Annotated in this window: 21 protein-coding genes; 18 read left to right on the forward strand and 3 right to left on the reverse strand. The window is 47.1% G+C overall.

Annotated elements, in window-relative coordinates; translation table 11 throughout:
• Position 1: 1 nt before the first annotated feature.
• Complete coding sequence (locus E5331_RS01835) at positions 2 to 1,360, reverse strand: Gfo/Idh/MocA family protein (protein WP_275441039.1); 1,359 nt, start codon at positions 1,358 to 1,360, stop codon at positions 2 to 4.
• A 388-nt stretch (positions 1,361 to 1,748) separates the two neighbouring features.
• On the opposite strand from E5331_RS01835, the gene E5331_RS01840 reads away from it, so the two are divergent.
• From E5331_RS01840 to E5331_RS01900, 12 genes are all read left to right on the forward strand, one after another.
• Positions 1,749 to 3,206 carry a TolC family protein gene (locus E5331_RS01840; protein WP_123482926.1) on the forward strand — a complete coding sequence of 486 codons (1,458 nt, stop codon included), beginning with the start codon at positions 1,749 to 1,751 and terminating at the stop codon, positions 3,204 to 3,206.
• 42 nt (positions 3,207 to 3,248) lie between these two features.
• Positions 3,249 to 4,499, forward strand: coding sequence for an efflux RND transporter periplasmic adaptor subunit (locus tag E5331_RS01845; protein WP_123482924.1), 1,251 nt, complete (start codon positions 3,249 to 3,251; stop codon positions 4,497 to 4,499).
• A complete protein-coding gene (locus E5331_RS01850; protein ID WP_123482922.1) occupies positions 4,499 to 6,910 on the forward strand; it encodes an FtsX-like permease family protein in 2,412 nt (803 codons plus the stop codon). Before E5331_RS01845 ends, E5331_RS01850 begins: the two co-directional genes overlap by 1 nt.
• A gap of 85 nt (positions 6,911 to 6,995) precedes the next feature.
• Positions 6,996 to 7,670 carry an ABC transporter ATP-binding protein gene (locus E5331_RS01855; RefSeq protein ID WP_123482920.1) on the forward strand — a complete coding sequence of 225 codons (675 nt, stop codon included), beginning with the start codon at positions 6,996 to 6,998 and terminating at the stop codon, positions 7,668 to 7,670.
• Between the two features lie 306 nt (positions 7,671 to 7,976).
• Positions 7,977 to 8,402: an ABC transporter permease gene (locus tag E5331_RS01860; RefSeq protein ID WP_123482918.1), complete on the forward strand. Its 426-nt coding sequence runs from the start codon at positions 7,977 to 7,979 to the stop codon at positions 8,400 to 8,402.
• A gap of 33 nt (positions 8,403 to 8,435) precedes the next feature.
• A complete protein-coding gene (locus tag E5331_RS01865; RefSeq protein ID WP_123482917.1) occupies positions 8,436 to 9,992 on the forward strand; it encodes an ABC transporter permease in 1,557 nt (518 codons plus the stop codon).
• Between the two features lie 258 nt (positions 9,993 to 10,250).
• The gene (locus E5331_RS01870) at positions 10,251 to 11,603 is read left to right on the forward strand and encodes a sigma-54-dependent transcriptional regulator (protein WP_135984582.1); all 1,353 of its coding nucleotides are present in this window, start codon (positions 10,251 to 10,253) and stop codon (positions 11,601 to 11,603) included.
• Positions 11,603 to 12,754, forward strand: coding sequence for a sensor histidine kinase (locus E5331_RS01875; protein ID WP_123482913.1), 1,152 nt, complete (start codon positions 11,603 to 11,605; stop codon positions 12,752 to 12,754). Before E5331_RS01870 ends, E5331_RS01875 begins: the two co-directional genes overlap by 1 nt.
• An 833-nt stretch (positions 12,755 to 13,587) precedes the next feature.
• Positions 13,588 to 14,169 carry a hypothetical protein gene (locus E5331_RS01880; protein WP_123482737.1) on the forward strand — a complete coding sequence of 194 codons (582 nt, stop codon included), beginning with the start codon at positions 13,588 to 13,590 and terminating at the stop codon, positions 14,167 to 14,169.
• Between the two features lie 441 nt (positions 14,170 to 14,610).
• The gene (locus tag E5331_RS01885; protein WP_123408028.1) at positions 14,611 to 15,087 is read left to right on the forward strand and encodes a hypothetical protein; all 477 of its coding nucleotides are present in this window, start codon (positions 14,611 to 14,613) and stop codon (positions 15,085 to 15,087) included.
• Between the two features lie 390 nt (positions 15,088 to 15,477).
• Positions 15,478 to 15,906, forward strand: a complete 429-nt coding sequence (locus tag E5331_RS01895) for a hypothetical protein (RefSeq protein ID WP_246863805.1) — start codon at positions 15,478 to 15,480, stop codon at positions 15,904 to 15,906.
• Between the two features lie 4 nt (positions 15,907 to 15,910).
• Complete coding sequence (locus tag E5331_RS01900; RefSeq protein WP_260403680.1) at positions 15,911 to 16,606, forward strand: hypothetical protein; 696 nt, start codon at positions 15,911 to 15,913, stop codon at positions 16,604 to 16,606.
• Between the two features lie 202 nt (positions 16,607 to 16,808).
• On the opposite strand, the gene E5331_RS01905 is transcribed toward E5331_RS01900, so the two are convergent.
• The gene (locus E5331_RS01905) at positions 16,809 to 17,009 is read right to left on the reverse strand and encodes a hypothetical protein (RefSeq protein ID WP_135984584.1); all 201 of its coding nucleotides are present in this window, start codon (positions 17,007 to 17,009) and stop codon (positions 16,809 to 16,811) included.
• Between the two features lie 10 nt (positions 17,010 to 17,019).
• Here E5331_RS01905 and E5331_RS01910 point away from each other — a divergent pair, with 10 nt between their 5' ends.
• Complete coding sequence (locus E5331_RS01910) at positions 17,020 to 17,196, forward strand: ribonuclease P (protein ID WP_094401811.1); 177 nt, start codon at positions 17,020 to 17,022, stop codon at positions 17,194 to 17,196.
• A 305-nt stretch (positions 17,197 to 17,501) separates the two neighbouring features.
• Here E5331_RS01910 and E5331_RS01915 read toward each other — a convergent pair whose 3' ends face one another.
• Complete coding sequence (locus tag E5331_RS01915; RefSeq protein ID WP_135984585.1) at positions 17,502 to 17,765, reverse strand: hypothetical protein; 264 nt, start codon at positions 17,763 to 17,765, stop codon at positions 17,502 to 17,504.
• A gap of 196 nt (positions 17,766 to 17,961) precedes the next feature.
• Between E5331_RS01915 and E5331_RS01920 the strand changes: the two genes are divergently transcribed.
• The 5 genes from E5331_RS01920 to E5331_RS01935 all read left to right on the forward strand — a co-directional run bounded on the left by E5331_RS01920 (position 17,962) and on the right by E5331_RS01935 (position 25,372).
• Positions 17,962 to 18,387, forward strand: a complete 426-nt coding sequence (locus tag E5331_RS01920; protein WP_275441029.1) for a single-stranded DNA-binding protein — start codon at positions 17,962 to 17,964, stop codon at positions 18,385 to 18,387.
• Between the two features lie 342 nt (positions 18,388 to 18,729).
• A complete protein-coding gene (locus E5331_RS01925; protein ID WP_094401911.1) occupies positions 18,730 to 18,978 on the forward strand; it encodes a DUF6926 domain-containing protein in 249 nt (82 codons plus the stop codon).
• Positions 18,979 to 18,982: 4 nt separating this feature from the next.
• Positions 18,983 to 19,252 carry a DUF7688 family protein gene (locus E5331_RS01930; RefSeq protein WP_123482809.1) on the forward strand — a complete coding sequence of 90 codons (270 nt, stop codon included), beginning with the start codon at positions 18,983 to 18,985 and terminating at the stop codon, positions 19,250 to 19,252.
• 26 nt (positions 19,253 to 19,278) lie between these two features.
• Positions 19,279 to 19,446 carry a hypothetical protein gene (locus tag E5331_RS20205; RefSeq protein ID WP_160246875.1) on the forward strand — a complete coding sequence of 56 codons (168 nt, stop codon included), beginning with the start codon at positions 19,279 to 19,281 and terminating at the stop codon, positions 19,444 to 19,446.
• 913 nt (positions 19,447 to 20,359) lie between these two features.
• Entirely contained in the window at positions 20,360 to 25,372 is a 5,013-nt protein-coding gene (locus E5331_RS01935; RefSeq protein ID WP_135939737.1) for an N-6 DNA methylase, read from the forward strand.
• Positions 25,373 to 25,797: the final 425 nt, after the last annotated feature.

Raw genomic sequence — 25,797 nt, forward strand, 5'->3', positions numbered from 1 at the left:
GTTACTTTGCGCTTGGCATATAAGCATGTCGGTAGCCTTTTATCTTGTTCCAGGCACCACGGGTAAAGTCGGGGAATGCTACGGGCGCAGAACCGTTCTCAATGGATATTGCACTCAGAGGTGCCATCGCACTCCATTCTGCGAGGTCATATACGTCCATATCGAGAGGCAGACCGTTGCGCAGACAGTAAACGAGACGATAGTCCATGATGAAGTCCATGCCACCATGACCGCCAACGTCCTGAGCCATCTCGCCGATCTCCTTGATGATAGGATGGGTATATTTCTTTGTGAGAGCCTCCTGCTGTTCATCGGAGATCCATCTGTGCATATTGAGGTTCTCATGATCAGGAATAATGGTTGAATCCATCTGCTCGGGTTGGAAAGCATATCCCTCTCTCGGATATTTATTCGCAAAACCCTTTGTGCCGGTCAGCTGATACATACGGGAGTAGGGACGCGGATTCATCACGTCATGCTGGATATGGATTGTCTTGCCGTTCTCTGTGCGCATCATTGTCATTGTATGGTCGCCGTTGGCAAATGATTCGGGGGCAGAGCCTGTTGCTTCTTTCACGAGTTCCGGACCGGTCACGGCTTTTGTGTCCATAGCCACGAGCGTGTTTATCTTGTCGCCACGGTGAATGTCGAGAAGCTGGCAGGCGGGACCAAGACCATGAGTGGGATATACGTCGCCACGATGCTCCTTATTGAAGTCAAGACGCCAGTTGTTCCAATATTCACCCCAGAACTCTTTCAGATTGTGGATATAGCTCCCCTCGGTATGAAGAATCTCACCGAACAGTCCTTGCTGCGCCATGTTGAGAGTGTTAAGCTCAAAGAAATCATACACGCAGTTCTCCAGCATCATGCAATGCTTGCGCGTTTTCTCGGAAGTGTTTACGAGAGCCCAGATCTCATCGAGAGAAGTTGCGGCGGGCACCTCGATAGCCACGTGTTTGCCATTCTCCATTGAGTATAGTCCCATGGGAGCATGATTTTTCCAATCAGTGACGATATAGACGAGATTGAGATCATCCCTTTCCACGAGTTTTTTCCAGGCATCTTCCGAGCCGTAATAAGCAGCGGCGCGTGGCATACCTCTTTTATCGAGAATCTTCTGCGTATCCTCCACTCTTGATGAATCGATGTCGCAAAGAGCTACCACCTTAGTGCCCGGAATATAAGTGAACCGTTCGACGGCATCCGGACCTCTCATACCGAGACCGATAAAACCGACGCGGACTGTATCAATCGGTTCGGCTGCAAAGCCGACCATATCCTCTTGTCCGGCGGGACGTTCCGGAATCTCAGTCTCTATGACAGCAGATTGTGGAGCCTTATCAGCACATGCAGCCATAAGTCCGGCAGTGCACGCTCCTAACAGAAGTTTGTTGGTAAGATTCATAATGTTGTTGTCTAAAAGTAATTTAGAAGTTGCGAAAGATTATATTGGCAGCCGATAGCCACCATCTGCAAATTTACACAAAATCTCTGAAACAATACCATAAAAATCATTGAAAATACGCGATTATAAGCGATTATTTTATAACTTTGTAATCAACGGGATTCATCATGCATTAGGTATATCATGGCTCGGAATGTGTGCGGAATCACACGCAGAGCGTGTGATTCCGCACATCTCCACTCAGCCTATATCGGATGCAATTTATTGAGCTATAGGATAATATGAGTTTGGCATGAGGTTTGATTATTAAGTGGGTAAAATTAACACTGATAACTACATCATGTCGCGTAAGTTACTATTAAATATCATTGCAGCCGCTTCCGTCGCTGTGTCGTATGCCCACTCGTCGGGCATAAATGACGATGGGATGAAGATGACTCTTCAGGAGGTCATCTCGCGTGCTCAGGAGCAGTCGCCGGCGGCACAGGGTGCCAAACATGCTTTCTTAGCGGCTCAATGGCAATATAAATATTATAAGGCAAACTATTTGCCGTCGGTCACATTGACATCGTCGCCGTTCCTCAATCGTGAGATCAACCGTATAACATTGAACGATGGCACGAGTGCCTTTGTCAGGCAGGATCAGCTCAACACGGATATTGCCTTGGAGATAAACCAGAACTTAGCATTGACCGGCGGATCATTCTTCCTGAAATCATCACTTTCCCGTATTGATGAGTTTGAGAGAGACCGGACATCATACAGTGCTTATCCATTGACTATCGGTTATCGTCAGAGTCTCTTCGGTTATAACTCCCTGAAATGGGACAGAAGGATTGAACCGGTGAAATATCGTGAGGCTGAGAAGAACTATAATGAGGCGATGGAACTTGTGGCTGCCCATGCATGCACCTATTTCTTCTCACTCGTGGAGGCTCAGACTAATCTTGATATGGCACGTCTTAACTTTGCATCGGCTGATACTCTCTATCAGATGGCGAAAGGACGGTATGAGATAGGGAGCATAAATGAGAATGATATGGTACAGCTGGAGATCAACCGGCTGAATGAGGAGACAGCCTGTATGGATGCGGAGGTGGCGCTGAAGGAGCAGACGCAATTATTGGCATCCTATTTAGGCTATGACGACATGCCCAGAGTGACGTTGCAATTGCCGGAGTCTGTGCCCGACTTACAGGTATCACTCCCCATGGCACATGAACTTGCCATGCTCAATGCCTCCGATCCGGATTATTATGAGCGCATTAAGAGGGAGAGCGACAGCCGCGTGGCACAGGCAAGGGCGAATGCCGGGTTGAGGGCGGATCTCTATCTTCAGTTCGGACTATCCCAGACGGGCGACACCTTTGCCGCAAGCTATAGGCATCTTCTGCACCAGGAATACGTGAGCGTCACGCTCTCATTGCCTATTCTTGATTGGGGGAGAGGGAAAGGACAGGTGAAGGTGGCAAAATCCCAACGTGATCTTGCATATACGGAGGCAGAACAGGGAATGAATGATTTCCGACAGAATCTCAACAAGATGGTGATGCAGTTTAATATGCAGGCGAGGAAGGTGAGAGTGGCATGTCGCACAAAGGAACTTGCATCTCATAGATATGATATCGCACGTCGGCTCTATATCGCCGGACGTAACACTATCCTTGATCTCAACGTGGCATTATCGGAAAAGGATTCCGCTACACGGGCATACATCGCATCAATAAAGACGTATTGGACTCTATTCTATACGATACGTTCGCTGACCGGTCCGGAGGCGATGGGAATTGGAAATTGATAATTGAGTGGTGAGTGCTAATTAAATATAGATTTTTTGATTATGGATATTCAATTGAAAAGGAAGCCGTGGTATGTAAGATATAGATATTATATCGGGCTTGGCGTGCTGCTGCTGATATTATTGGGTTATGCAGTGGTCTTGGCGTGGGGTCCGCGTCGTCTGCACGTTGATAAGGACAGCGTGCGAGTGGCAGAGGTGATGGAGGATAATTTCCTGGAATATGTGGATGTGGAGGGTATAGTGAGCCCGATTCAGATAGTGAAGGTCAATGCGATCGAATCCGGTTTTGTGGAGCGTATCGTGGCGGATGATGGCGCGATGCTTGAGCAGGGTGACACAATTCTGATATTAAGGAATCCGGAACTGATGCGCACTATAATAGATGAGGAGGATGAACTTCACAGACAACAACGTCTGTATCGGGAGCAGGAGATTGAGATGGAGCAGAAGTCGCTGACCCTTCAGCAGCAGGTGCTTGATGCCAATTATGAGATGTCGAATCTCGATAATAAGCGTAAGATAGCCTACGAGGAATATGGGATGGGGATGAAGAGCAAGGCGGAGATGGAGCTTGCCGACAGTGAATATGCCTACCGTAAACGGAAGACTTCTCTGCAGATGCAAGGTCTCAGTCATGATTCGGCGATGACAGCTCTGCGTAGGGAGATGCTTCAGGAGGATATGAGGCGCGCACAGACCAAGAGAGACCGGGCGGTCGGAAGGAAGGATGATCTGATAGTGCGCGCACCTGTAGCCGGGCAGTTGAGTTTCCTTACGGTCACGCCGGGCCAGCAGGTGCAGTCAGGGGTAAGCATAGGGGAATTGAAAGTGCTTACAGATTATAAGGTACACGTGTCGGTAAATGAATATTACGTTGATCGGATAATGTCGGGCTTGCCCGGCAACATCAATTATCAGGATGAGTCGTATCCGCTGCGCGTCAGCAGAGTGGTGCCTGAGATCAAAGACCGTAACTTTGAGGCAGACCTTATATTCACGGGGGAGCGACCGGCAAATGCACGTATCGGGAAAAGCTACAGGGTACAGATTGAGTTGGGGCAACCGGAAAACACAGTAGTCATTCCGCATGGGGATTTCTATAATGTCACAAATGGCAAATGGATATATCTGCTGAATGAGGATGGTACGAAGGCTGTGAAGAGGGAGATAGAGGTAGGACGCCAGAACCCTCGGCAATATGAAGTGATCTCCGGACTCAGTCCCGGCGACAGGGTGATAATCAGTGGCTATGATAAGTTAAAAGATATGGAGGAGATAATATTAAGATAATGGAAAAATTCTTTAGAAGATGGATCGGTTGGAACAGGTTCTACCGTTCGCATAAATTGCAGACATTAATCTGCATAATCGGACTTTCAGTCGGAATGGCATGCTATGCTTTCTCTCTTTTGTGGATAAGGGATATTGAGAGCTATGAAAATTTTGTGCCGGATGCAGAGCGTATCTTTGTGCCGGGAGAGAAGAATAGTGCGTTGGTGTCGGGAATATCCACCTATAATGGCGACCCGTATCTTGCGAAACTGCTTTCTGCCAATATCCCGGAAATTGAATCCTCGGCAGTGATCTACAGTTCGCATTATTACGACAACAAGTATAAGATAGCCACTGATAAAGATATAGAGAAGGAGATTTTCGTGAATCTGGCTGATTCGTCATTTGTGAACATGTTTGGGATAGAACCTGTCAACAGCTTGGCGATCACGATGCAAGAGAATCACGTAATGATAACGGAATCTCTCTCAAAAGAGATTTTCGGTGGTGATAATCCCTTAGGTCGTAAAGTGAGGGTCAGACAAAATCCGGATAGTATGGAGGAATACGTGGTATATGCCGTGATACCGGATTGGGCTGATAACTCGCAGTTCGGGTGTGATGCGATTCTGTATTATGATAAACCACAGACAGTGACGGATTTCCATCAGATGCCACTGAATCATGTGACTTTCATAAAGCTGCGTCGTGGAGCGGATGCTGAAGAGGTGGAGCAAAAAATCAGTAAGTTGGCAGAAGATCATGACAGGGTGTTTGAAATGAGCATGAATAAGGATCTGATGCCTCTGACAGATCTGAAATCACGTTATCCGAATAAACGGGATGCCATAAGTCTTGAATACGTCAGGATATTCCTTCTGATCGGATTGCTGGTTATGGCATGCGCTATTGCCAACTACATAATCATGCTTCTGAATTTCATGCGTATGCGTCAGCGCGATATGGCTATGCACAGGCTTTTAGGGGCTGGCATGCGTGATATCATCTCATTGAGCATGCTCGACACATTGATTCTTTTTCTGATCTCAGCCCTTTTGGGGGGCATAGTGATAATATTGTTATCCCCCGTTTTCCAGCGGTATGCTTCGATATCCATGTCGTTGGATGCCGTGATATTACGGTTGGCTGCCTATCTTGCGGTCATTATGGCTGTGGGATTGGTTTCATCGGCTGTGACTGTCTTTGTAGTGCTTCATAATGGCAACCGGTCAATCCAGCAATGGCGCACATCCCGACGTGGGAGTGTAAGGCTTGAAAATATCGGTAATGTCATCCAATTCATGTTGTGTATGGTCATGGTGGCATGTTCGTCAGTCATGGTGCTTCAACTGCGATACCTGTCGCATACAAATGCACTTGGATTTGAACGTGAGAATGTATTTGCCTTCTTCAATATCACTCCGGAGATAAAGAAGAGTGTGATTGAGTCCCCTTATGTTGAGGATTATATATCCGGTCCGCGGGCGGTGTACCCCATATTCACGTATTCTACTCTTGATGTGTCGCCGTCGGAAAAGAGGGGGGATAAGCCATTGACGCTTGATCTTCTCTCTATTTCAGAGAAGATATCTGATTTCTGGAAAATGAATAAGATAGAGGGAAGATACCCGAAACCGGGCACGAATGAGATAATGCTTAATGAGAACGCGTGCCGGTTGTTGGGTAGTGGTTCTCAGATAGGGAGGACACTGTATGCCAATAATGAAAATACGGTCTATAATGTGGTCGGAGTGATGGCAGATCTGTATATAGTGCCACCGACCCAGACACCGGCTCCGGCAATGTACACTGCGTATGAATACAAGGAACCTACTGATCCTTACGATAACTTCGGTAGATTCTGCGTTAAACTGCATCCCGGAATGAAGAAAGACTTCCTGGATTTCGTCACTCCGGCAATTGATAAGGAGCAGGAGGCGTGGAGAAATGAGCATGAAGGTGAGGCAGGAGCTTGGCAATATACGACGAGTTTGCCGAATGATCTGGAGTCTGAATACGATGAGATGCTCTCATCTGAGCGGATGCTGATGCAGCTGATGATGGCGATTGCCGTGTGTGGAATATTGACAAGTATATTCTCAGCCTATTCCACCCTCAATCTTTCGCTCCGTGAAAGACGTAAGGAGATAGCATTGCGTAAAATAAGCGGAGCAAAGCCGCGTCAGATTGCAAATATGTTCTTCAGGACGTATCTAATAATGCTGGTTGTGGCGGCAATAATTGCGACGGTTGTTTCTTTCGTGGTGATGACCCGTTGGCTTGAAGGTTTTATGGAGCATATCGCTTTCCCGTGGTATGTCATGGTGCTTACATTCATGATGATGGTGGCCATAGTGTTTATCACGATCGGTCATCAGACGTTGGCGGCAAGCCGTGCGGGAGAGGCTGAGGCTATAAAAGAAAACTGAACAGAAATCGAATAGAAACTGAACAAAAAAACAGAACAGAAACTAAAATAAAAACAGATTGATAATATCTTAAAAATTAACGAAAATGATACAGGTGAAGGAAATAAAGAAAGTGTTCCGCACGGAAGAGGTGGAGACATGGGCTATCAGCAATATAAGTCTGAACGTGAATGTCGGAGAGTTTGTGGCGATAATGGGTCCGAGCGGATGCGGCAAGTCGACATTGCTCAATATACTCGGACTCATTGACACCCCGTCGGGTGGTACGTATCTTCTTGATGGGAAGGACGTCAGCAGCCTGAAGGAGAATGACCGTATTGATTTGCGGAAGGGCGTGATAGGATTCGTGTTCCAGAGTTTCAACCTTATTGATGAACTGACGGTGGAGGAAAATATAGAGTTGCCTCTCCTTTATATGGGAATCGGAAAGAGGGAGAGGAAAGAGAGAGTGCAGAAGGCTATGGAGCGTATGAATATAGCCCACCGCAGCCGTCATTTCCCGGCGCAGTTGTCGGGCGGACAGCAGCAGCGTGTGGCGATAGCTCGTGCCGTGATATCTAATCCGAAACTTATCCTCGCCGATGAGCCTACGGGAAATCTTGATTCCAAGAATGGCGAGGAGGTGATGCAGCTTCTTTCCGAACTGCACAAGGAGGGCACCACGATAGTGATGGTGACTCACTCTCAACATGATGCCGGATATGCCAACCGGATTGTCAAGCTCTTTGACGGACATGTGGTTTCGGAACTTGAAATGTGATTGTCATGATTCTGCATTATATTAAAATATCAGTCAGAAATATTCTGAAATATAAGACGCAGACGGTTATAAACGTGTGCAGTATTGCAGTCAGTATGATGTTGCTATCTGTTATCGCTTCAATACTGCTCACAATAAAACCCTTGTCAATCTTGCGTCAACCTTACTCTGACAGAATCGTGAAGTTGAGATCTTCAGATCCTAATTCTTTAGTACTCGGAGAAGATCGATCTGTCACAACTTGTCGGACGGCAATTGAAGTGCGCTTCTGCAATACACTATTTTGAGTTGAGTGGTCGTGCTGTGATGGTAAGCGCAAATTTAACCGACACAGATGAGAAACGATCACTTCTCTCGGAAAGTATGCCTACAGATGCGGGATTCTTCACTTTTTATGGCGAAAGATCCGCATATTCCGGAAATGTGGTGGAAGCTCTTTCGGATAACGATGTGGTTATAACACAGCCATTGGCGGAGAAACTTTTCAAAGAGAAAAATCCGATAGGAGAAAGCCTATATGTTGTCTCTTACGTAGGTGACTCGCAATCCGAAAAGAGATATAGGATAAAGGATGTGGTAAACTTTAGTGCCAATAATATATTTGGTCGTACGCAACAGATCTATCTTAAGAAGACAGATATCCAACCTAATGACTGTTTTGAAGTATTTATTCTTCTTAAGGAGGGGTATTCGTCTGAAAATCTGGAGAAAGAATTGAATGAGAGATTTTAGAATCTGAAAGTGAGGCTGACTACTATTGCGGATATGTACGACGATACTATGACGATTCTTATAAGGGACGGCGTGATATTATTCCTGTTTCTATTCCTGTGTGTCTCATTCTCCGGCTATTTGCGTCAGCAGATACAATTATTCCGCTTACGGGAGAGGGAGATAGCAGTACGCACGTGTTGCGGAGGGAAACCCTCCGGATTGTTCGCGCTTTTTCTATGTGAGGTTGCGATAGTGCTTGCGCTCTCAACCTTGTTGGCAATTATATTGGATTGCCTGTTGTCAGACTTTATCATTGATAATTATGATAAATTTATTGAGGAGTTTAAGCCGGAGATCTCCACTACCGTAACTATCACCATAATTGTCGCGCTTATCCTGCTGCTCATAGGCGTGATTGTGATTCTGTTGACGATAAGGCATATCCGTAGGGATCAGACATGCCTCGCAATGAGGATGAAGCCGAGACCGAGTCATCGTCTGCGCAACGTCGGCATTACGGTGCAACTTGCAGTCAGTATCCTTTTTATATGGGTTACATTATATTTTATGTTTCAGATAGATAGTATACAAGCGGAGAAGGGTATTCCGGATGATGTCTATCGCTACGAAAGTTGTTTGTGGGTAAATCCAAATGCCACCACTCCGGATGAAATGCGTAATATTGCCGAGCGTATAAGAGGGATAAAGAGTGTCGACGGGACTTTCAGATTCTACACTATGATGACCGTCTATGAAATAGAGGAGAAGGATGACATAATGGAACGGTATAATACATACACGGAATATCATCAGACGAAGGATGACGTGGAAAAATTTTTTGAAGTGAAAGTGACCGAGTGCGGGGAGAATGTGAATCCTGAAAGAAACGTAGTTGTGAGTGAGAAATTCAAGGATATGCTGGAAAGAAATGGGAGATGGAATGGGAAGACAGTGAGTCTTGGAGATGATGATTATGAGATTCGGGGCACATACGACAGACTTCCGTTTGAGGAGACGCGTGATATGTCGATCATCATTACGTGTCAGGATTCATTCGCAGATACGTATGATATCATAGTCCAACCGGAGGCTGGTTCGGAAGAGGCTACTCGTATCGCCGTGGATGATGCAATCCGTGAGGTTATGCCCGATCGTGTTGACGTTGGATCGGAGAGGTATATACAATTCCTCGCTACAAAATATATAGTTATTAAGGTCATGATGTCTATAATCTTTATTTTGTCAATTGTGAGTATCGTCTCAACCGTGGCTACCATATATGGGAGCGTATCGCTCGATACCCGACGAAGACGCAAGGAGATGGCGTTGCGCAAGCTGAACGGTGCTAACCGCAAGATGATCTGCATGATTTTCATCAGAACGTACATGGTGATAATGTCAGTAGCCATAGCAATCACATTGCCATTGTGTGCTTTGATTAATAATTATTTATGGTGTATGCTGCCTTTCATACCAAATTCCGGATCCATTTGGATTTTGACCTATCTTTTGGCAGTGGTATTGACCTTGGTGGTAGTGGCTGTCACAATCGCATGGAAGATACGTGCAGTCATGAGAGTGGATCCGGCGGAATATCTGAAAGATTGAAGTCTAAAATGGTTTATGGTTTAAAGTTTATGGTTTAAAGCTTATGGTTTAAAGTTTATGGTTTAAAGTTTAAGGGCGTTTATTGTCATTAAATTTTGTTTAATGTAAAATATTCGAAGATTTTCGTAAACCATAAACCGTAAACCGTAAACCATAAACCATAAACCATAAACCATAAACCATAAACCGTAAACCGTAAACCATAAACAATAAACAATAACTCCAAGTGTTATCTTTGTAGACGAAAAGAGATATTATATGGCAGAGAATACAGAGAAGAGAGGAAAGATACTGATTGTGGATGACAATGAGGACGTGCTGTTGTCACTCAATATGTTGTTGCGGCAGCATGTCGAGGGGATCCGCGTAATCACCGATCCGGAACGTATCGGTGAGTTTATGGATTCCTTTCATCCGGATGTGATCCTCCTTGACATGAATTTCCGCCGCAATGCAAGTAGCGGGGAGGAGGGCTACAGATGGCTTGACTTCATATTGAAGAGGGATAGCAAGGCGGTGGTGCTCTTCATCACGGCATATATCGACACCGAGAAGGCGGTGAGGGCGATAAAGTCGGGTGCGATAGACTTTATACCGAAGCCGTGGGATAATGCTAAACTGAGAGGAATTGTGGAGAGTGCCGTGCAGTTGAGCCGCACCCGCCATAATCCGGCTCCGGCAATACCATGCGAGGATATGCCCGTGCTGATAGGGGAGTCGCCGCAGATGCAGCTTCTGAAACGCAGGATAGAGAAGATCGGAGCTACAGATGCCAACGTGCTGATCACCGGTGAGAACGGCACAGGAAAGGACGTTGTGGCGCATCTGCTTCATTATCATTCAGCACGGGCGGATAGACCTTTTGTGTCGATCGACCTTGGCACCGTTCCGGAACAATTGTTTGAGAGCGAACTGTTCGGATATGAGAAAGGTGCGTTCACGGATGCCCGCAATGCCAAGGAGGGGAGGCTGGAGACGGCTGCCGGAGGCACGGCATTTCTTGATGAGATAGGGAATCTCACCTTAGGCGTGCAGCAGAAGTTGCTGACCATGATTGAGAAGAGGGAGATGTCGCGGCTCGGTTCAAATAAACTCAGGAAGATTGACGTGCGATTGCTTGCCGCCACGAATGCTGATCTTCCTCAGATGGTGGCGGATGGGAAGTTTCGTCAGGATCTTCTCTATCGTATAAATACCATAGAGCTGCATCTTCCTCCGTTGCGCGAGAGGGGTGAGGATATCATTCTTCTCGCCAATCATTTTGCCCGGATGATAACCCGACGCTACAAGATGGAGGATGTGGAGATAGGGGAGTCGGCACGCCGACGGCTTCTCGGGCATTCTTGGCAGGGGAATGTCAGGGAGTTGCAGCATGTGGTGGAGAGAGCGATAGTACTTGCTTCTTCAAGAGTGTTGGAGGAGGAGGATATAGAATTTTCAAAAACCATGCCTACGCGGACGGTGCAGGAGACCCTTAATCTGGATGCCCTCGAACAGGATGCGATAATTAAGGCTATTGACAGGAGCAACGGCAATCTGTCGCAGGCTGCCGGTCTGCTTGGGATTTCCCGATATGCCCTTTATCGTAAGATTGAGAAATTCGGTTTGTGATGAGATGGTTTGCTGATAGATCGTTAGAGCGTATGCGGTCGCTGCTTATGGCGATACGCAGTAGGGATTTCTCCATGCGTTTCCCGGTGGAGGGATTGCGTGGTAAGGAACGGGAATTGGCTGAGGAGATGAATGGTGTAGTGGTTGATTTTCATAATGAACTGCTGCATCAAGAGCGTCTGTATGGCAGATATGAGGCTATGCTCAACACTATAGGCACGGCTCTTATCATGGCGGATAATGAGGGTAAGGTATTGTGGATGAATAAGACCGGGGTCGAGAGCCTTTGCGGGTTCAGGATAACCTCCCTCGACATGCTTGCGGCGGTCAATAGTGAGTTGCCGCAGTCACTACGTAATCTTACTCCGGGGCAGACAAGATTGCTGGGGCTGAACGTCGGCGGACGTGAGACTCGATTGAAGATATCTATGGTGAAGCATCGTGTGGAGGGGGAGGATACGCTTCTCTATTCGATAGAGGATGTGCATCTTCTTGTGGAGCAGAATGAGATAGAGGCGCAGCGCAAGCTCGTCAGCGTGCTCACGCATGAGATCATGAACTCACTCTCTCCGATCATATCCCTTTCCAATACTCTTTGCGAGGAGAATCTCGGTCTGGATGATGACGTGCAGATGGCAGTGCGGGCAATCAACCGCCGGAGCCGAGGATTATTGACTTTTGTTGAGAACTATCGCAGGTTGTCGCGTGTGGCTACCCCTAAGCCGGAGTGGACTTATGTAAGGGATCTTTTTGAGGGTATCATGTCGCTTTATCCTGATATTTCCTATAATATTGAGGAACCGGAACTGCAACTCCGCATTGACCGTCATCAGGTGGAGCAGGTGCTTATAAATCTTATCAAGAATGCTGTGGAGGCGTGTGGCGAGAATCCTGAAATCTTAATCAGTGCGACGTCAGACCATCCGGGACATATCTTCTTGATCTCTGTAAGGGATAACGGGAGTGGGATAAGTCCGGATGCAATCGACAATATTTTTGTGCCGTTCTTCACTACCAAAAACGGTGGTTCCGGCATAGGGCTGAGCCTATCGCGTCAGATTATAAGCATGCATGGCGGTTCCATAAAGGTTGCGTCTGAACCCGGCTCGACAACTTTCACCATAATGTTGCCATTGATCTACAGACTGTGATTCGGTCGTAATCCTTCATTGCTCTTTCCATACTTTATACTTCTCTAAAACTATGATTATAACTATCTAAATATCAACACAATTCAAACTTACATAAATTTACGACTAACACGAAGGTAACATATTCGTCGAAAAAAATTAGCCTGATTTATAATTGAAAGACAGTTGCAAATATACTACTTTTACCTTTTCGTTGGAATTATTTTTTGCCTTCAAAGAAAAAAACAAGCCCAATTATCCGCTTCCCTCTTTTTTATACCCATTCAAAATCGTCTTTGCTTTCGACCTTGTTCAAAGATATACATGAACAGGTCAATAAATATGTCAGTCAGTTCATGTATATATAGTACATGACTTCTGACTTGTTTTGTCTTTAGACCGAATCCGATTTCATTGTCATCGTAGAGACCCGTCTTTAATCAAGTCAGAATATTAGTCAGTCAGTTCGTGTATATATAACACGACTTTCTGACTTGTTTCGTATAAGGTCTTTTTTCTTTTTTTGAAGGCCTCTTCTTTTTTTGTTCCACGTTGTGTTAATGATGTTCCATTTATAGAGCTTTCAGCATTTACGATTCCCACGAAAGTTTGTTTTCGTGTGCAAAGTTACGGAGAGAGAACGTCCACCAAGAAGCGTTCCCTATCTTCAGCAAAATTTGACGGAAACTTTCCGCAATCACAGATTCCGGCATTTCATAAAATTTTATCCTTGATTTCTTGTCTATCGTCCTTTCACTCTCCGTCTGAAACGGCACATGAAAACAATCCTTTCAGGAGAAGTCGAAAGACCTTGAGTAAAGGGGAACAAGTTTAACAAATTAAAGTTTAAGAATATGCCTAACTGGTGCTGCACAGCGTATGCGATAGAGGGCGACGCAAAGGAATTACAAAGCCTCTATGATTTGATGAACAAGCTACAGGAGTCAAAAGACCCTTCTGTTCCGAATGGATTTGGGACTACTTGGTTGGGATGTCTTGTTGATGCCCTTGGCGAAAAATGGGAAGATGTATCTTGCCGTGGAAGCTGGAACGATTTGGAGTTTGACGGCAGAGTGCTTACTTTCAATACAGAAACAGCATGGGCTCCATGCAATGAGACGCTCGATGTGGTATGTAGGAAATATCCGGCATTAAACTATCTATATCGGTCGGAGGAACCAGGAATGGCTCTGTATTATACCAATGACGATGAAGGCAGATACTTTCCTGATAGATTTGTTGTCGAAGTGTGCATTTCAAAAAAGGAATACTACACCGAGTATTTTACAGATTTACAGAGTGTATATGAGTGGTTGGAGGAAATCTGCGATATGCAAGTCCAGTCAAAGCTGGATGTGGATGCGATTGTAGGACAATGGAGAAAAAAATATGCACATGCCCACTGCTATATCCACGAGTACAAAATTTCCGCTTGACCGATTTTTCAAAGGCATAGATAAGGCTGAAAATTCCTAATTTATAATGCTGAAATCCGTATTGGCTTAATTCCGATACGGATTTTTAAAATTCAGTCTGCCGACAGTTGCGCCCTGTTATAAGGTACAAGGATTTGTTCAAAACCTTTGCAAGTTATCCGGTTATAATCTTTTTTTCTTTTATAAGGCTTCCAGCAGCTTTTTCTCTGCGCCCTGTGGAGGATTCTATTTTTCTACGAAGGTAAATCGGCTTTCCCAATCATGTCAATGCCGACTGTAGTCGCGAGTGAACCGTAAAATCTTCCTCTTCTCCGTCGAGCGTATTTTTCGTATCAGCCTTGCAGGATTGCCCCAGCCTCCTTCTTTATTGCAGAAAAATAAATCCCAACGGTCGCAAACAGGCCGAATAAAGGGAAATAATAACAACCAAATAAAAAGACAATGGGCAAATACGATTTTATCAAGACAGGCAACCTGCTTTATTGGAATGACCCCGACAACGGCATATCCAGTGGGGGCTACAAAGTTATTTCCGTTCCTGAAGAAGTGTATGAGGACAGCATCATTTTGATTGCAAGCGACCACTCTGAAGCGGAGGTACTGGCTTCCGAATTATCACCGATACCCCCGACAAGAAGCCATAAGGAGGAATTTCTGAAATGGAGAGAGAAACAAGAAGCGGACGGTACTGCGTTTTACAATAGGCTTTCAGAAGTTATTGCTACCGAGATTGATTTGGAAGTCGGCGACATGGTGGCGTTCACAAATGATTACGGCGTTGTATTCGGTCCGTATGAAATACTCGCTTTCGGCAAACCTTGGAACGGTGACAGATGTGTGTACCTTGACAGTGATGCCTATTGGTTTGCAGACCGTCCGAACCAACTCACACTGATGAGCAAGGGGACTTCAGAATAACAGACCTAAGCATAGACCATCCGCTACAATACGGGTGGTCTTATACCTCAAGACCATATCGGGCTATACCTTTTATAGTTCCGCTTCATGCTTATCCTATTTTATCCATCCAATATCCCTGTATAAAGCCGGATCTGCTTGCCGTGACATCGCCACGGTTTGTTTTCCTGTGCAAAGTTACGGTGGACGAACACCGTTCAAGTATCGCCGTGCTACCTCTGATGAAATTTGACGGAAACTTTCCGCAATCACAGATTCCGGCTTTTCATAAAATTTCATTCCCGGTTCCTTGCCCTCTGTTCTTGCCTCCCCCGTTTGAGCCGCACGTAAAACAAACCCTTACGGTGAAGTCAGAAGGCTTCAAAGGCAGGGAAATTAAATAATTGAAATATGAAAGTGATATGTACGAAATGCGGAGGTATGAATGTGGCGTGTGAAGCCATGATTAACCCCAATGACAAATCTTTCCGTAATTATACGGACGAAGCATTTATTTACGGATGGTGTGATGACTGCGGCAACGGTGTTGTCCTCTCTGATGTCGATGAAATCAAAGAGGATATTGACAAACTCTATGCAAATTTTTGTGCCGAGCATGGAACAGAGCCGCTTTATGCGATGTGTGAAATCGTGTGGAAAGATGAAAAATTTATTGAGCCGTCCCCTGTAACCGTAAAGTTGTCCTCAGATGCGGACGATGCCACTGATGAAAAGATATTCTTCTATTGCGATGGTATCGAAGACCTTAAATCTCTCGCTGTATTTGGAGTGGAAGATTTCGTCATTACATCCTGCAACTATTTAACCAATGAATTATAACAAGATGAATAAGTACAACTGGAAAGGCTATGATTTTATAGGGACAGTACCCGAATTTGCAGAAAAGTTCGGGTACTGCAAGACCCCTACTTTTGTCAATGCAGTAAAAAGAGTTCCACGGCACAAATACAACTGCATGGACGCAGTGGAGCAAAGAGCCTATGAGGAAAAGCGCAAACGTGCGAAGCGAGCCTACTGCATCTATATGAACGAAGAGATGACTGACAGCTACATCATCACGAAAGAGGAGTATATGGCAACAAACCTCCCAATAAAGGAGAAGCGTCACGAACCATTCTTGCTCTCGTATCGTAACAGGGTATTGCCATATAACTTCATCGGAAACAGCCATGATGAAATCCCTGTCAAATCCGCCATGGTGAAATACTCTGCCGAAGCTGTGAAATTCGCCGAACAACTTTTGCTTGCCGCAGGATATTTCAACGGAAGCGACCCTGTGGAAAAGCCATCGGTAAAGGTAAACTACACTTCGCTATACCTGACTTATGCCAACGGCATCAGCATTACATTTGATTCCGAACGGAACCATGACGGAGTGGGCAACTGCCATCTGGAGGTTATAGACTTTAACGGAGAAAGGATTTACAACGGCTGGCGGAGATTAAGCAGCGTCGATGAAATCCTACACTATACCACCATAAACAAGGACAGCAAAGACGCCTCTTGCTATTTGGGGTGACAATGACGGACAGGCAGGGAAGCCCCTGCCTGTTTTCTTAAATCATCCGTTGCCATTTCTCTTGTATTCCACGGAGTTCACCTGTGGTTATATCTACGATTTCCTGTTATAGCCATACATGACAGTCCATTTATATAGTCAACTCCGTCCTTTTCTATTTTGGATTTATCAATTCCTGCTTGTCGGTCGGGGTTACAGAATATTACGGTGCAAAGGTAGAAGCCGCTGTCAGATCGTCAAGGTCTGGCACACGGTGTTTGTCACTGCAAGATGGAGACTCCGCTCTATCTTTCCCTCCAAAACCTTGCCTTGTCTGCCATGCGCCACCTTTACAGGCACTGTAATATTCAAAATCCCGACGCACAAGCGAAAAGGCAGGGATAAAAACCAATAACTTTAACACAGACAAAACCATGTATGAGACAGAAGAAACATCGGACATCATCGGCGCATACTGCACGCTTATAGAGGACTATCAAGGCATCTGTGACGGTCAGATTGTTGGAGATTACGGCACAGAGGTCGTAGTACGGCTTTCAAACGGCATAGAGATGGCAACCCATCGGGACGAAGTGATTGTTTTCGATTGACACGTGCCAATGTATGGATGCGGCAATCCGGGCAACATGCTCGGATTGTACCGTCCTGGTATTTCCTGTTATATTTCTTTTTTGAAGGCCTCCCTTTATATTCCACCAGATACGGTTACTGTAAGATTTCCTTTTTTATCTTACAATCCCTTTGTTAATGGCAGACTGTTTCGCCGATGCAGTCAGTCCGTGCCCTCCTTGGAGACACGCCTGGAGCGTGCATTTCCTTTTTGGGCTTGCTCTTTCTGCTTTTGCCGGATTTATTCTGTCAGCGGTTAGCCGGATGCGGCAAAGACTGCGGCACTTCATCCGTCATCTTTCCAATCATCCATTATCCGTATGGACATCGACCATGGGCCAGCCATTCTTGAGAAGCGGTCAATACGTCCACGTACAGCCGCACTCACATACACAGCCACGAGGCGGTCTCTTTGCTGTCGGTACTGCGTCAAAATGAAAGGAACGTGCAATATTCGGTTTCCGAGTTTATGCGGAAGTCGCCATGACGTACAGCCAACCGGTAAAGTATGGTGTCGCCAAGTCACCACAACAGTGTTACGGCGAGTCATACACACTTATTTTTCCTGATGCGAAGTTATGATCATGGCGGAGCTTTGGCTCCTACGGGACGGACATTGCCTTTGACCAACGGCTTTCAACAAATCTTCCTTTTTCTTTTCACAGGCTCAACAAAAAGAGTATTTGCCGAACCTTCCGCTGGTGCTACCCTATGCCCATGTCATCTTTTTGCATCGTAAAAATTAAATGTTTAACTCTTTAATACTTAAAGTTATGGCAACTTCAACAAACAACACCAACTCTTTCAACCTCAGTGGCTTCGTAGCCGTCAACGCAAACATCCGCAACTTCGAGAAGAACTCGGTTGCCCGTTTCCCCCTCTCCATCAGCCGCACGGAAACCAACGGTGACGAGACCACCCGCAAGTCGGCCCTTGTAAACTGCGAGTGCTGGCGCAAGTCCGAAGAGGCATCGACCTTCGAGCTTCTCAAGAAAGGCAAGCTCGTCCAGGTTTCAGGCTTCATCCGTCCGGAAGAATGGACATCGGAAGACGGAACCAAGCACAGCCGCATCGTCTTCGTCGCCACATCCGTCAGCGAACTGTCCACCGAAAAGAAAACCGATGGCAAAAAGCCGGCGAAAGGCAAGACTTCCAAGAAGAAGGCTGCGTGACGCTTCCAAACCTCTCTTCTCAAAAGACGGCTACGGCCGTCTTTTCTTTTGCTCACCGGCTGCGGTCAAGCCCTTTATATATTCTGGCTGTCACCGGTTGTAAATCCCAATCACCAGTTATATCTCATTGTTCATCCGGCGGCCGGTCATCCGTTTTCTGCGGCGAATTTGGAGGTGGCAGGGCAAACATCAAGGCACACTCCGTTCTGAAGGCCTTGCCTAATTCCCCTTATGGCCACCATCCCCTCAATGCCGCAAGAAAACAGGAATGGCCGATCCGCAAGCCGGGCTAAGGCAGGGAAAAGGTCATCCCACAAGTCTAACAGTTAAATTCAAAAGAAAATGGAAAAGAGCATCGAAAAAATCCCGACCTACGCATTGCCTTATCTGGTGAATGGCGATGCAAGTAACCTGAACGCTGACGAGATTAAGCAGATTGACGACATCTGCCGCGAACAGGGCATCGAAGTCGTCGTCCCCATCACAGAAAGCGAAGAAGGAGGCGCAGAACCGTATTTCAGCAGCGTCCCTTTGTTCGGGCAGCCGACCGAAGTGGAGGATTGCATCATTATCTATAAAAATAATGATTAGTGCCATGAATACAGATGACCGCAACATCGTGTTCAGCAAAGCCACGCTGGATGAGATAAGGCAGGATGGGCAAACCGTCCTGTCAAGCAGTGACGGTGTTTCTATTCCGATGATATTCCGAAATCTTAGCGGTAAGAACTTTTCGAGAGCGGAATACCTGGACTACCTCAAACACGTGGCATACGGTGATATGGGTTTCGTTCCCGGCACAATCACGTTGTGGCATGGCGGGATTCTGACAGCGGAAGCTGTACTGGAGAAACCGGCATACTGACAATCAAACCTCTAAAATTGTTGATTATGGAAAAAGAAAAACTGACAGCCCATGACGAGGAACTGATAGAACTCGCATACTCCACGACCTACCGCAGCAGCATCCGCACGATGATACGGGAAGCTGATACAGAACGATGCCGTATAGTCCTACGGCACATCATGGAAGATGCCGATGTGGATTGGGAAGATTGAGCATGACAGAGGGACTGCTGACATCCGGCAGTCCTTTTCCATGCGAAATCCATTTATAGCAGACATGATGTCCTTGAACTTGCCTTTTATAAGGTTTCGTCAACGCTGGCGAGCCACTGGGACATCCGACGCTGCCAGTCACGCTGACACCCTGCATTACGTTCAAGTCCGAGCGGCCTCCGGCACAGGGCGAGCGTGGGCCGGCAGAGTGTGTCATGCTTCCACACACAGCCTGTCGGTGACACCCACGGTTCGCTCTTCACCCCGACTTACCCTCCACTCCGGGCTGTCGTGCCTGTGCTACGGCCAGTCCCGTGACCTTCGCCTGCTTACTCTTATAGCAATTTAGGAGCCTTTTATAATGACGCTTGTCCGACATGGCCGATACTCCCTTTATAATCTTTGGTAACGCTGGCGGATCGCAGGGACACCCGATGCTGCCAGTCACGCCGACACCCTGTATTACGTTCAAGTCCGGGCGGTCTCCGTCACAGGGCGAGTGTGGGCCGGCAGAGTGTGTCATGCTTCCACACACAGCCTGTCAATGACACCCACAGTTCGCTCTTTGCCCCAACTTTACCTTCATTTCGGGATGCGTGCCTATGTTGCAGCAGGTCCCGCGATTTCCGCCGCCACCCTTTATAAATACTCACCGCCATTTTTAGAAAATTCTTTTCTGTTCGGAACCGTCACTACCTGTGGTTATCGGCGCGAAGTTCGGCATCCGGGCTTATATGCCAAGGTTGTACGGAGTTTCTGCGAGATTTTACTGCCGTGCGGTAAAATCATCTTGAAAACCTTGTCCCTAAAGCCTCTTAGATGCCCCTGTGTTGCGCAGATAACCACCTTGCGGACGGCTCCTGAAGGAGCAGGAAGTAAGGGAAGAAATAAATCTTCAACATTAAGGTCAGATATGAGATACAACAAGAAAAAGGCATTAGCCGACAATGTGAACGCCATTGAGACAGCGTTGGCGGTACACAGTCAGGGCAGACAAGCCACTGACAGCGAGAAAAAGACATTAGCCCTTTATTCGGGTTTCGGAGGTATCAAAGAGGTGCTGAACATCGGCACGGATAAACCCATGCCCGACGGCATGGCAGAGCCTATGATGCGGTTACAGGAACTCTTGCAGAAATTCGCAGACGGCAAGGAAGCGGAATATAAGGCATTGGTTGACGGAATAAAGGCATCCGTGCTGACTGCTTTTTACACTCCGCAATTCATCATTGACACCGTGGCAGCGCAGATACACACCATCTTCAGCGACAACGGTATGCGGATGCGTTCTTTTCTTGAGCCAAGCGCAGGGATTGGTGGCTTTTTGAAAACAGCCATGCAGGGAGCAAACACATACGCTTTTGAGAAAGACCCCATGACAGGACTTATCCTGTCGCTTCTCAATGACAAGACAACTACCGTCACGGCAGGGTTTGAGACTATCGGGGAGCAAGACCTACAGGACAAGGGCTTTGATGTCATTGCCTCCAACATTCCGTTTGGCAATTTCCGTGTGTTCGATGCCGACATGTGGAAAAAGGGCGGCATATACGAGCAATCCACCAAGACCATACACAACTACTTTTTTATAAAGTCAATGGAACTGCTCAATGAGGGCGGCATACTTGCCTTTGTGACCTCAAGGGGCATAGCTGACACTCCGGGCAACAAATTTGTTCGTGAGTATCTTGTGAACCATGCCGACCTAATCACGGCATTACGGCTTCCCGACAATATCTTCATGGAAACAGGCGGCATCGAGGTAGGCACAGACCTGTTGGTATTCCAGAAGCACACAAGGAAAACAACCCTGTCACAGCGTGAGAGGCTGTTTGTTCAGACCGCCAAAGAAAACGGAGCGGACGGCATAGTAACGGAATATGCCAACAAACTTTTCGCACAGCCCAAGACCGCACTCGCCACTGACAGCCGTATCGCCATGAACCAGTTTGGGAAATATGTAAGGAAATACCAGTGGCAGGGCGAGGAAGCGATGATGCGGCAATACTTCTCCGCATTGCTCAAAATGGATTTCGACCGTTTCTTCCATAAGAGCCTTTTCCTTAATGACGGACAGGACGCACAGGGGCAAATGTCGCTTTTTGACCTTTTCGGTGAGGAAATCACACCGCAACCGAAAGACAGGGGCAAACGTGCATATACCGACAAAGTGGCATGGTGGATGAAAGACGGAGCAATGGTGATGTTTGAGGAACAGCTCGGCAACCTCAAGATGCGCAAGTCAAGCCGTTATGCTGATGTTGCGGTGGATTTTGTGCCTATGGCTGACATTGAAGCGGCGAAAGAAAGGGCAAATGACTATTTCCCCATCCGTGAAACCTATTTTGAACTGTCATACAAAGAGCGTGAGAAAGAACAGGAATACCCCGAATTGAGGGAACGTCTTAATGCGCTATATGACAAGTTCACAGCCAAGTGGGGGCTGTTTCACGACAACGACAACAAGGAATTTATCATGCTTGACAGCCTCGGCATCGAGGTATTCACCATTGAAATGCAGTCGGGTGACACCATCGGCAAGGCTGACATCATGCGTGAGCCTGTGGCATTCAAGAAGATAGATGCCATGACCGTGCTTTCCCCCATGGAAGCGTTGGCGACAAGCCTCAATTTTTACGGCAAGGTGGATATGCCGTTTATCGCCCGAAGCTCGGACAGAAGCGAGACGGATGCCATAAATGACCTAAAGGGCGAGATATTCTATAACCCCATATCGGGAGAATGGGAGAACAAAGGGAAATTCATTGCCGGGAATGTGATTGCAAAACACAAGGAAATCATGTCATTGCTGCAGGAACTTGACGGAAACGAAAAGGAGTATGCGGAAACCTCGCTGAAAGCATTGGAGGAAGCGACCCCCGAAGCAATCCCCTATGAGGAACTGGATATAAATATGGGTGAGCGTTGGATTGACTCAAGCCTGTATGCCGCTTTCGCAAAAGAACTTTTCGAGACCGATACAACGGTTATGTATTTCGATGTGAACGACACCTATGTTGTTTCCTTGCAGGGATATTCAGCTGTAGCCTATCACACCTATTCTGTCCGCAACTATAACGGTGAAGACTTGTTTGTCCATGCCCTGCAGGACACCGTGCCCGAAATCACAAAAGAGGTGTACCGCAAAGGTGACAAGGTGCGTGTGCCGGACGAGGAAGCCATACAGGAAGCGGCTACCAAGATACAGGAAATCCGCAGCAAGTTCAATGCATGGCTTGACAGCCAGCCCATAGAGGTGCGTGATAACCTTGTGAGAGCCTACAACGAGCGGTTTAACTGTTATGTCCGTCCGCATTATGACGGCTCGGCGCAGACATTCCCCGGTCTCTCGTTTGAACAGTTCCCTTACGATGACCTCTATTCCTCACAAAAGGATGCTATCTGGATGATTAAGCAGAACGGCGGCGGCATCTGCTGGCATGAGGTCGGTACAGGAAAGACCATGATAATGTGCGTAGCCGCATACGAAATGAAACGTCTCGGACTTGTTCGCAAGCCTATCATTATAGGGTTGAAAGCCAACGTGCATGAAATAGCCGACACTTTCAGAAAGGCTTATCCGTCAGCGAAGATACTCTATCCGGGCAAAGAGGATTTCACTCCAGCCAACCGTAAAGAGGTGTTCTCAAAAATCCAAAACAATAACTGGGACTGCATCATTCTCACACACGACCAGTTTGCCAAGATACCGCAGTCAGATGAAACGATGTTTGAGATATTTTCGGAAGAACTGCAGGATGTCGAGCGTAGCCTTGAGGTATTGGAGGAAAGCACCATGCGCTACCGAAGTGGCAGGATGCAGAGCGGATTGGAGAAACGCCAACAGAACCTACAGGCGAAACTCGCCAACCTGCGCATGAGCATCAACAGCCGCAAGGATGATACGGTCGATTTCCACTCCATGGGAATAGACCATATTTTCGTGGACGAGTGCCACATGTTCAAGAACTTAATGTTTCAGACACGCCACACGAGGGTTGCAGGCATCGGAAACACGAAAGGCTCACAAAGGGCAGCGAACCTGCTTTTCGCAATTCGTGACATACAGAAGCGGACAGGGCACGATTTGGGTGCGACATTCCTGTCGGGTACTGTCGTAGTCAATGCCCTTACAGAGCTTTATGTGATGTTCAAGTATCTGCGTCCTGATGAACTGAAACGGCAGAGGATAAGCTGCTTTGACGCATGGGCGGCAATATTCACCAAGAAATGCGCCGACTACGAGCTGAACGTGACAGGAAACATCAAACGCAAAGAGCGTTTCCGCACCTACATCAAAGTGCCGGAACTCGCCGCTTTCCTGCGTGAGATAACGGACTACCGCACAGCCGACATGATTAACCTCGATGTGCCGGAGAAGAACGTGCGCTTCCTTTCCCATGCCCCGACCATGGCACAGGAAGAAATGATAGGGCGTCTTGTATCATTCGCCAGTTCCGGAAATTGGACGGATCTGGGGCTTGACATTCCCGAACCGGACAATCTCGACAAGGCGAAAATGCTTATCGCTACCAACGTGGCAAGAAAAATGGCTCTTGACATGAGGCTGCTCGGCGACAAATTCCTTGACGATGAAAACAACAAGGCTTCCATCTGCGCAAGGACGGTCTATGACTACTATGTGCGCTCAAACGCAAACCGTGGCACACAGTTCGTTTTCAGCGACCTTTCCACCTACAAGCCTAATGAGTGGAACATCTATTGCGACATAAAGGAGAAACTGATAATGCTCGGCATCCCTGCAGGTGAGATACAGTTTATCCAGTGCGCCACCACCGAGAGGGCGAGGAAACGGCTGTTTGACGATATGAACACAGGCAGGGTACGTGTGCTTTTCGGCTCTACATCCATGTTGGGTACAGGTGTAAACGCCCAGCAGAGGGCTGTTGCGGTGCATCACCTTGAGATACCTTGGCGACCTGCCGACATGGAACAGCGCAACGGTCGGGCGGTACGCAAGGGCAACACCGTGAAGCTGTGGGGAAACAATACCGTGGATGTGGTAATCTATGGTACAGAAAAGACACTTGATGCCTACAAGTTCAACCTCTTAAAGAACAAGCAAATGTTTATCAATCAGATAAACAATGGCACGATAGCCGTGCGCCGCATCGACGAGGACAGCATGGACGAGGACAACGGCATGAACTTTGCGGAGTTCGTGGCAATCCTTTCGGGAAATACCGACCTGCTGAACAAGGCGAAGCTCGACAATAAAATCATGCAGCTTGAAAAGGAGTTTGCCATATTCAAGAAAGAGCGCGGACGTGCGGAGCGCAAGATTGCGCAGAACGGACAGGACACGGAAAAAGCGGCATCCTTTATTCAGCGTATGGAAGATGACCTTGAGTATGTGGCATCATACAGCGGCGACAAAATCGCTTCCCTGCTCTCGACCGGCGAGGACACGGCGGAAAAGACAGGCCGTGAGCTTCACAGGATAGCAAAGGCATATCGGGGGAACGCCTATACCGTCATAGGCTCATACATGGGGCTTGACCTCTTGGTAAAGAGCGAGTACAACCTTGACGGCTCATTTGACCGCAACACTTTCTTTGTCGAGGGCAAAAGCGGTCTGAAATACCGTTACGGAATTTCCGGTGCATTGCCATTGGGCTTTGCAGACACGGCACTCTATCCGCAGACCACGCTTGACAAACTGCCCTCTATCATAAAGCAGCAGCGTGAGCGCATAGCCAAACTGGAAAGCGAGCTTCCCACATTACAGGCTATCGTCAGCCGCACATGGGGCAGACAGGATGAACTGACCGCACTCAAACAGGAATGTGACGAGTTGAAAAAGCGGATTGACGAGAGTCTTAAGGACAACAGACCGGAACAGGAAGAGGCGGAAACAGACATGCCTCCGATACCCGGCAGAAGAGCGACTGATTACGCTGCCTGATTACAATATAATTTCTGACCTTTCCCTCTGTTTGGTTGTGATAACCGGGCAGAGGGTTTCTTCTGTATAGAAAAAGATTGTCTCGGATGCTTCTCGGACTATAACCGGCATACCTATTATACATATCAGATACCCTCTTATCCACTGTCCACCGGTCCCTTTTTTACATAGTGGGAACCACCTGATCCTACTTGCCTTTTGTATGTAGAAGCACCTGTTATACTCATCTTTTTAGAGTATCTTTCCTTGAAAGCCGTCCGACCGTGGTTTACGGCGCGAAGTTCGGCATCCGGGAGCGATGTGCAAGGTCAGGCTTTGTTTCAGCGAGATTTTGCAGCATGGTGAAAAATCATCTTGAAAACCTTGCCTTTCGCCCCTTGACGATGCCATTGTTATGCGCAGATAAACCTCTTGCGGAAGGCTTC

The sequence above is a fragment of the Lepagella muris genome (assembly GCF_004793975.1).
Lineage (GTDB): Bacteria > Bacteroidota > Bacteroidia > Bacteroidales > Muribaculaceae > Lepagella > Lepagella muris.

Coding starts and splice junctions, on each gene's coding strand:
- E5331_RS01915 (WP_135984585.1), bottom strand. CDS start 17,765: ATGACTCGCCGTAACACTGTTGTGGTGACTTGGCGACACCATACTTTA.
- E5331_RS01850 (WP_123482922.1), top strand. CDS start 4,499: ATGGAAAAATTCTTTAGAAGATGGATCGGTTGGAACAGGTTCTACCGT.
- E5331_RS01895 (WP_246863805.1), top strand. CDS start 15,478: ATGAAAGTGATATGTACGAAATGCGGAGGTATGAATGTGGCGTGTGAA.
- E5331_RS01875 (WP_123482913.1), top strand. CDS start 11,603: ATGAGATGGTTTGCTGATAGATCGTTAGAGCGTATGCGGTCGCTGCTT.
- E5331_RS01900 (WP_260403680.1), top strand. CDS start 15,911: ATGAATAAGTACAACTGGAAAGGCTATGATTTTATAGGGACAGTACCC.
- E5331_RS01935 (WP_135939737.1), top strand. CDS start 20,360: ATGAGATACAACAAGAAAAAGGCATTAGCCGACAATGTGAACGCCATT.
- E5331_RS01835 (WP_275441039.1), bottom strand. CDS start 1,360: ATGGCTGCATGTGCTGATAAGGCTCCACAATCTGCTGTCATAGAGACT.
- E5331_RS01880 (WP_123482737.1), top strand. CDS start 13,588: ATGCCTAACTGGTGCTGCACAGCGTATGCGATAGAGGGCGACGCAAAG.
- E5331_RS01930 (WP_123482809.1), top strand. CDS start 18,983: ATGAATACAGATGACCGCAACATCGTGTTCAGCAAAGCCACGCTGGAT.
- E5331_RS01920 (WP_275441029.1), top strand. CDS start 17,962: ATGTTTAACTCTTTAATACTTAAAGTTATGGCAACTTCAACAAACAAC.
- E5331_RS01845 (WP_123482924.1), top strand. CDS start 3,249: ATGGATATTCAATTGAAAAGGAAGCCGTGGTATGTAAGATATAGATAT.
- E5331_RS01840 (WP_123482926.1), top strand. CDS start 1,749: ATGTCGCGTAAGTTACTATTAAATATCATTGCAGCCGCTTCCGTCGCT.
- E5331_RS01865 (WP_123482917.1), top strand. CDS start 8,436: ATGTACGACGATACTATGACGATTCTTATAAGGGACGGCGTGATATTA.
- E5331_RS01860 (WP_123482918.1), top strand. CDS start 7,977: ATGGTAAGCGCAAATTTAACCGACACAGATGAGAAACGATCACTTCTC.
- E5331_RS01910 (WP_094401811.1), top strand. CDS start 17,020: ATGTATGAGACAGAAGAAACATCGGACATCATCGGCGCATACTGCACG.
- E5331_RS01925 (WP_094401911.1), top strand. CDS start 18,730: ATGGAAAAGAGCATCGAAAAAATCCCGACCTACGCATTGCCTTATCTG.
- E5331_RS01870 (WP_135984582.1), top strand. CDS start 10,251: ATGGCAGAGAATACAGAGAAGAGAGGAAAGATACTGATTGTGGATGAC.
- E5331_RS20205 (WP_160246875.1), top strand. CDS start 19,279: ATGGAAAAAGAAAAACTGACAGCCCATGACGAGGAACTGATAGAACTC.
- E5331_RS01885 (WP_123408028.1), top strand. CDS start 14,611: ATGGGCAAATACGATTTTATCAAGACAGGCAACCTGCTTTATTGGAAT.
- E5331_RS01855 (WP_123482920.1), top strand. CDS start 6,996: ATGATACAGGTGAAGGAAATAAAGAAAGTGTTCCGCACGGAAGAGGTG.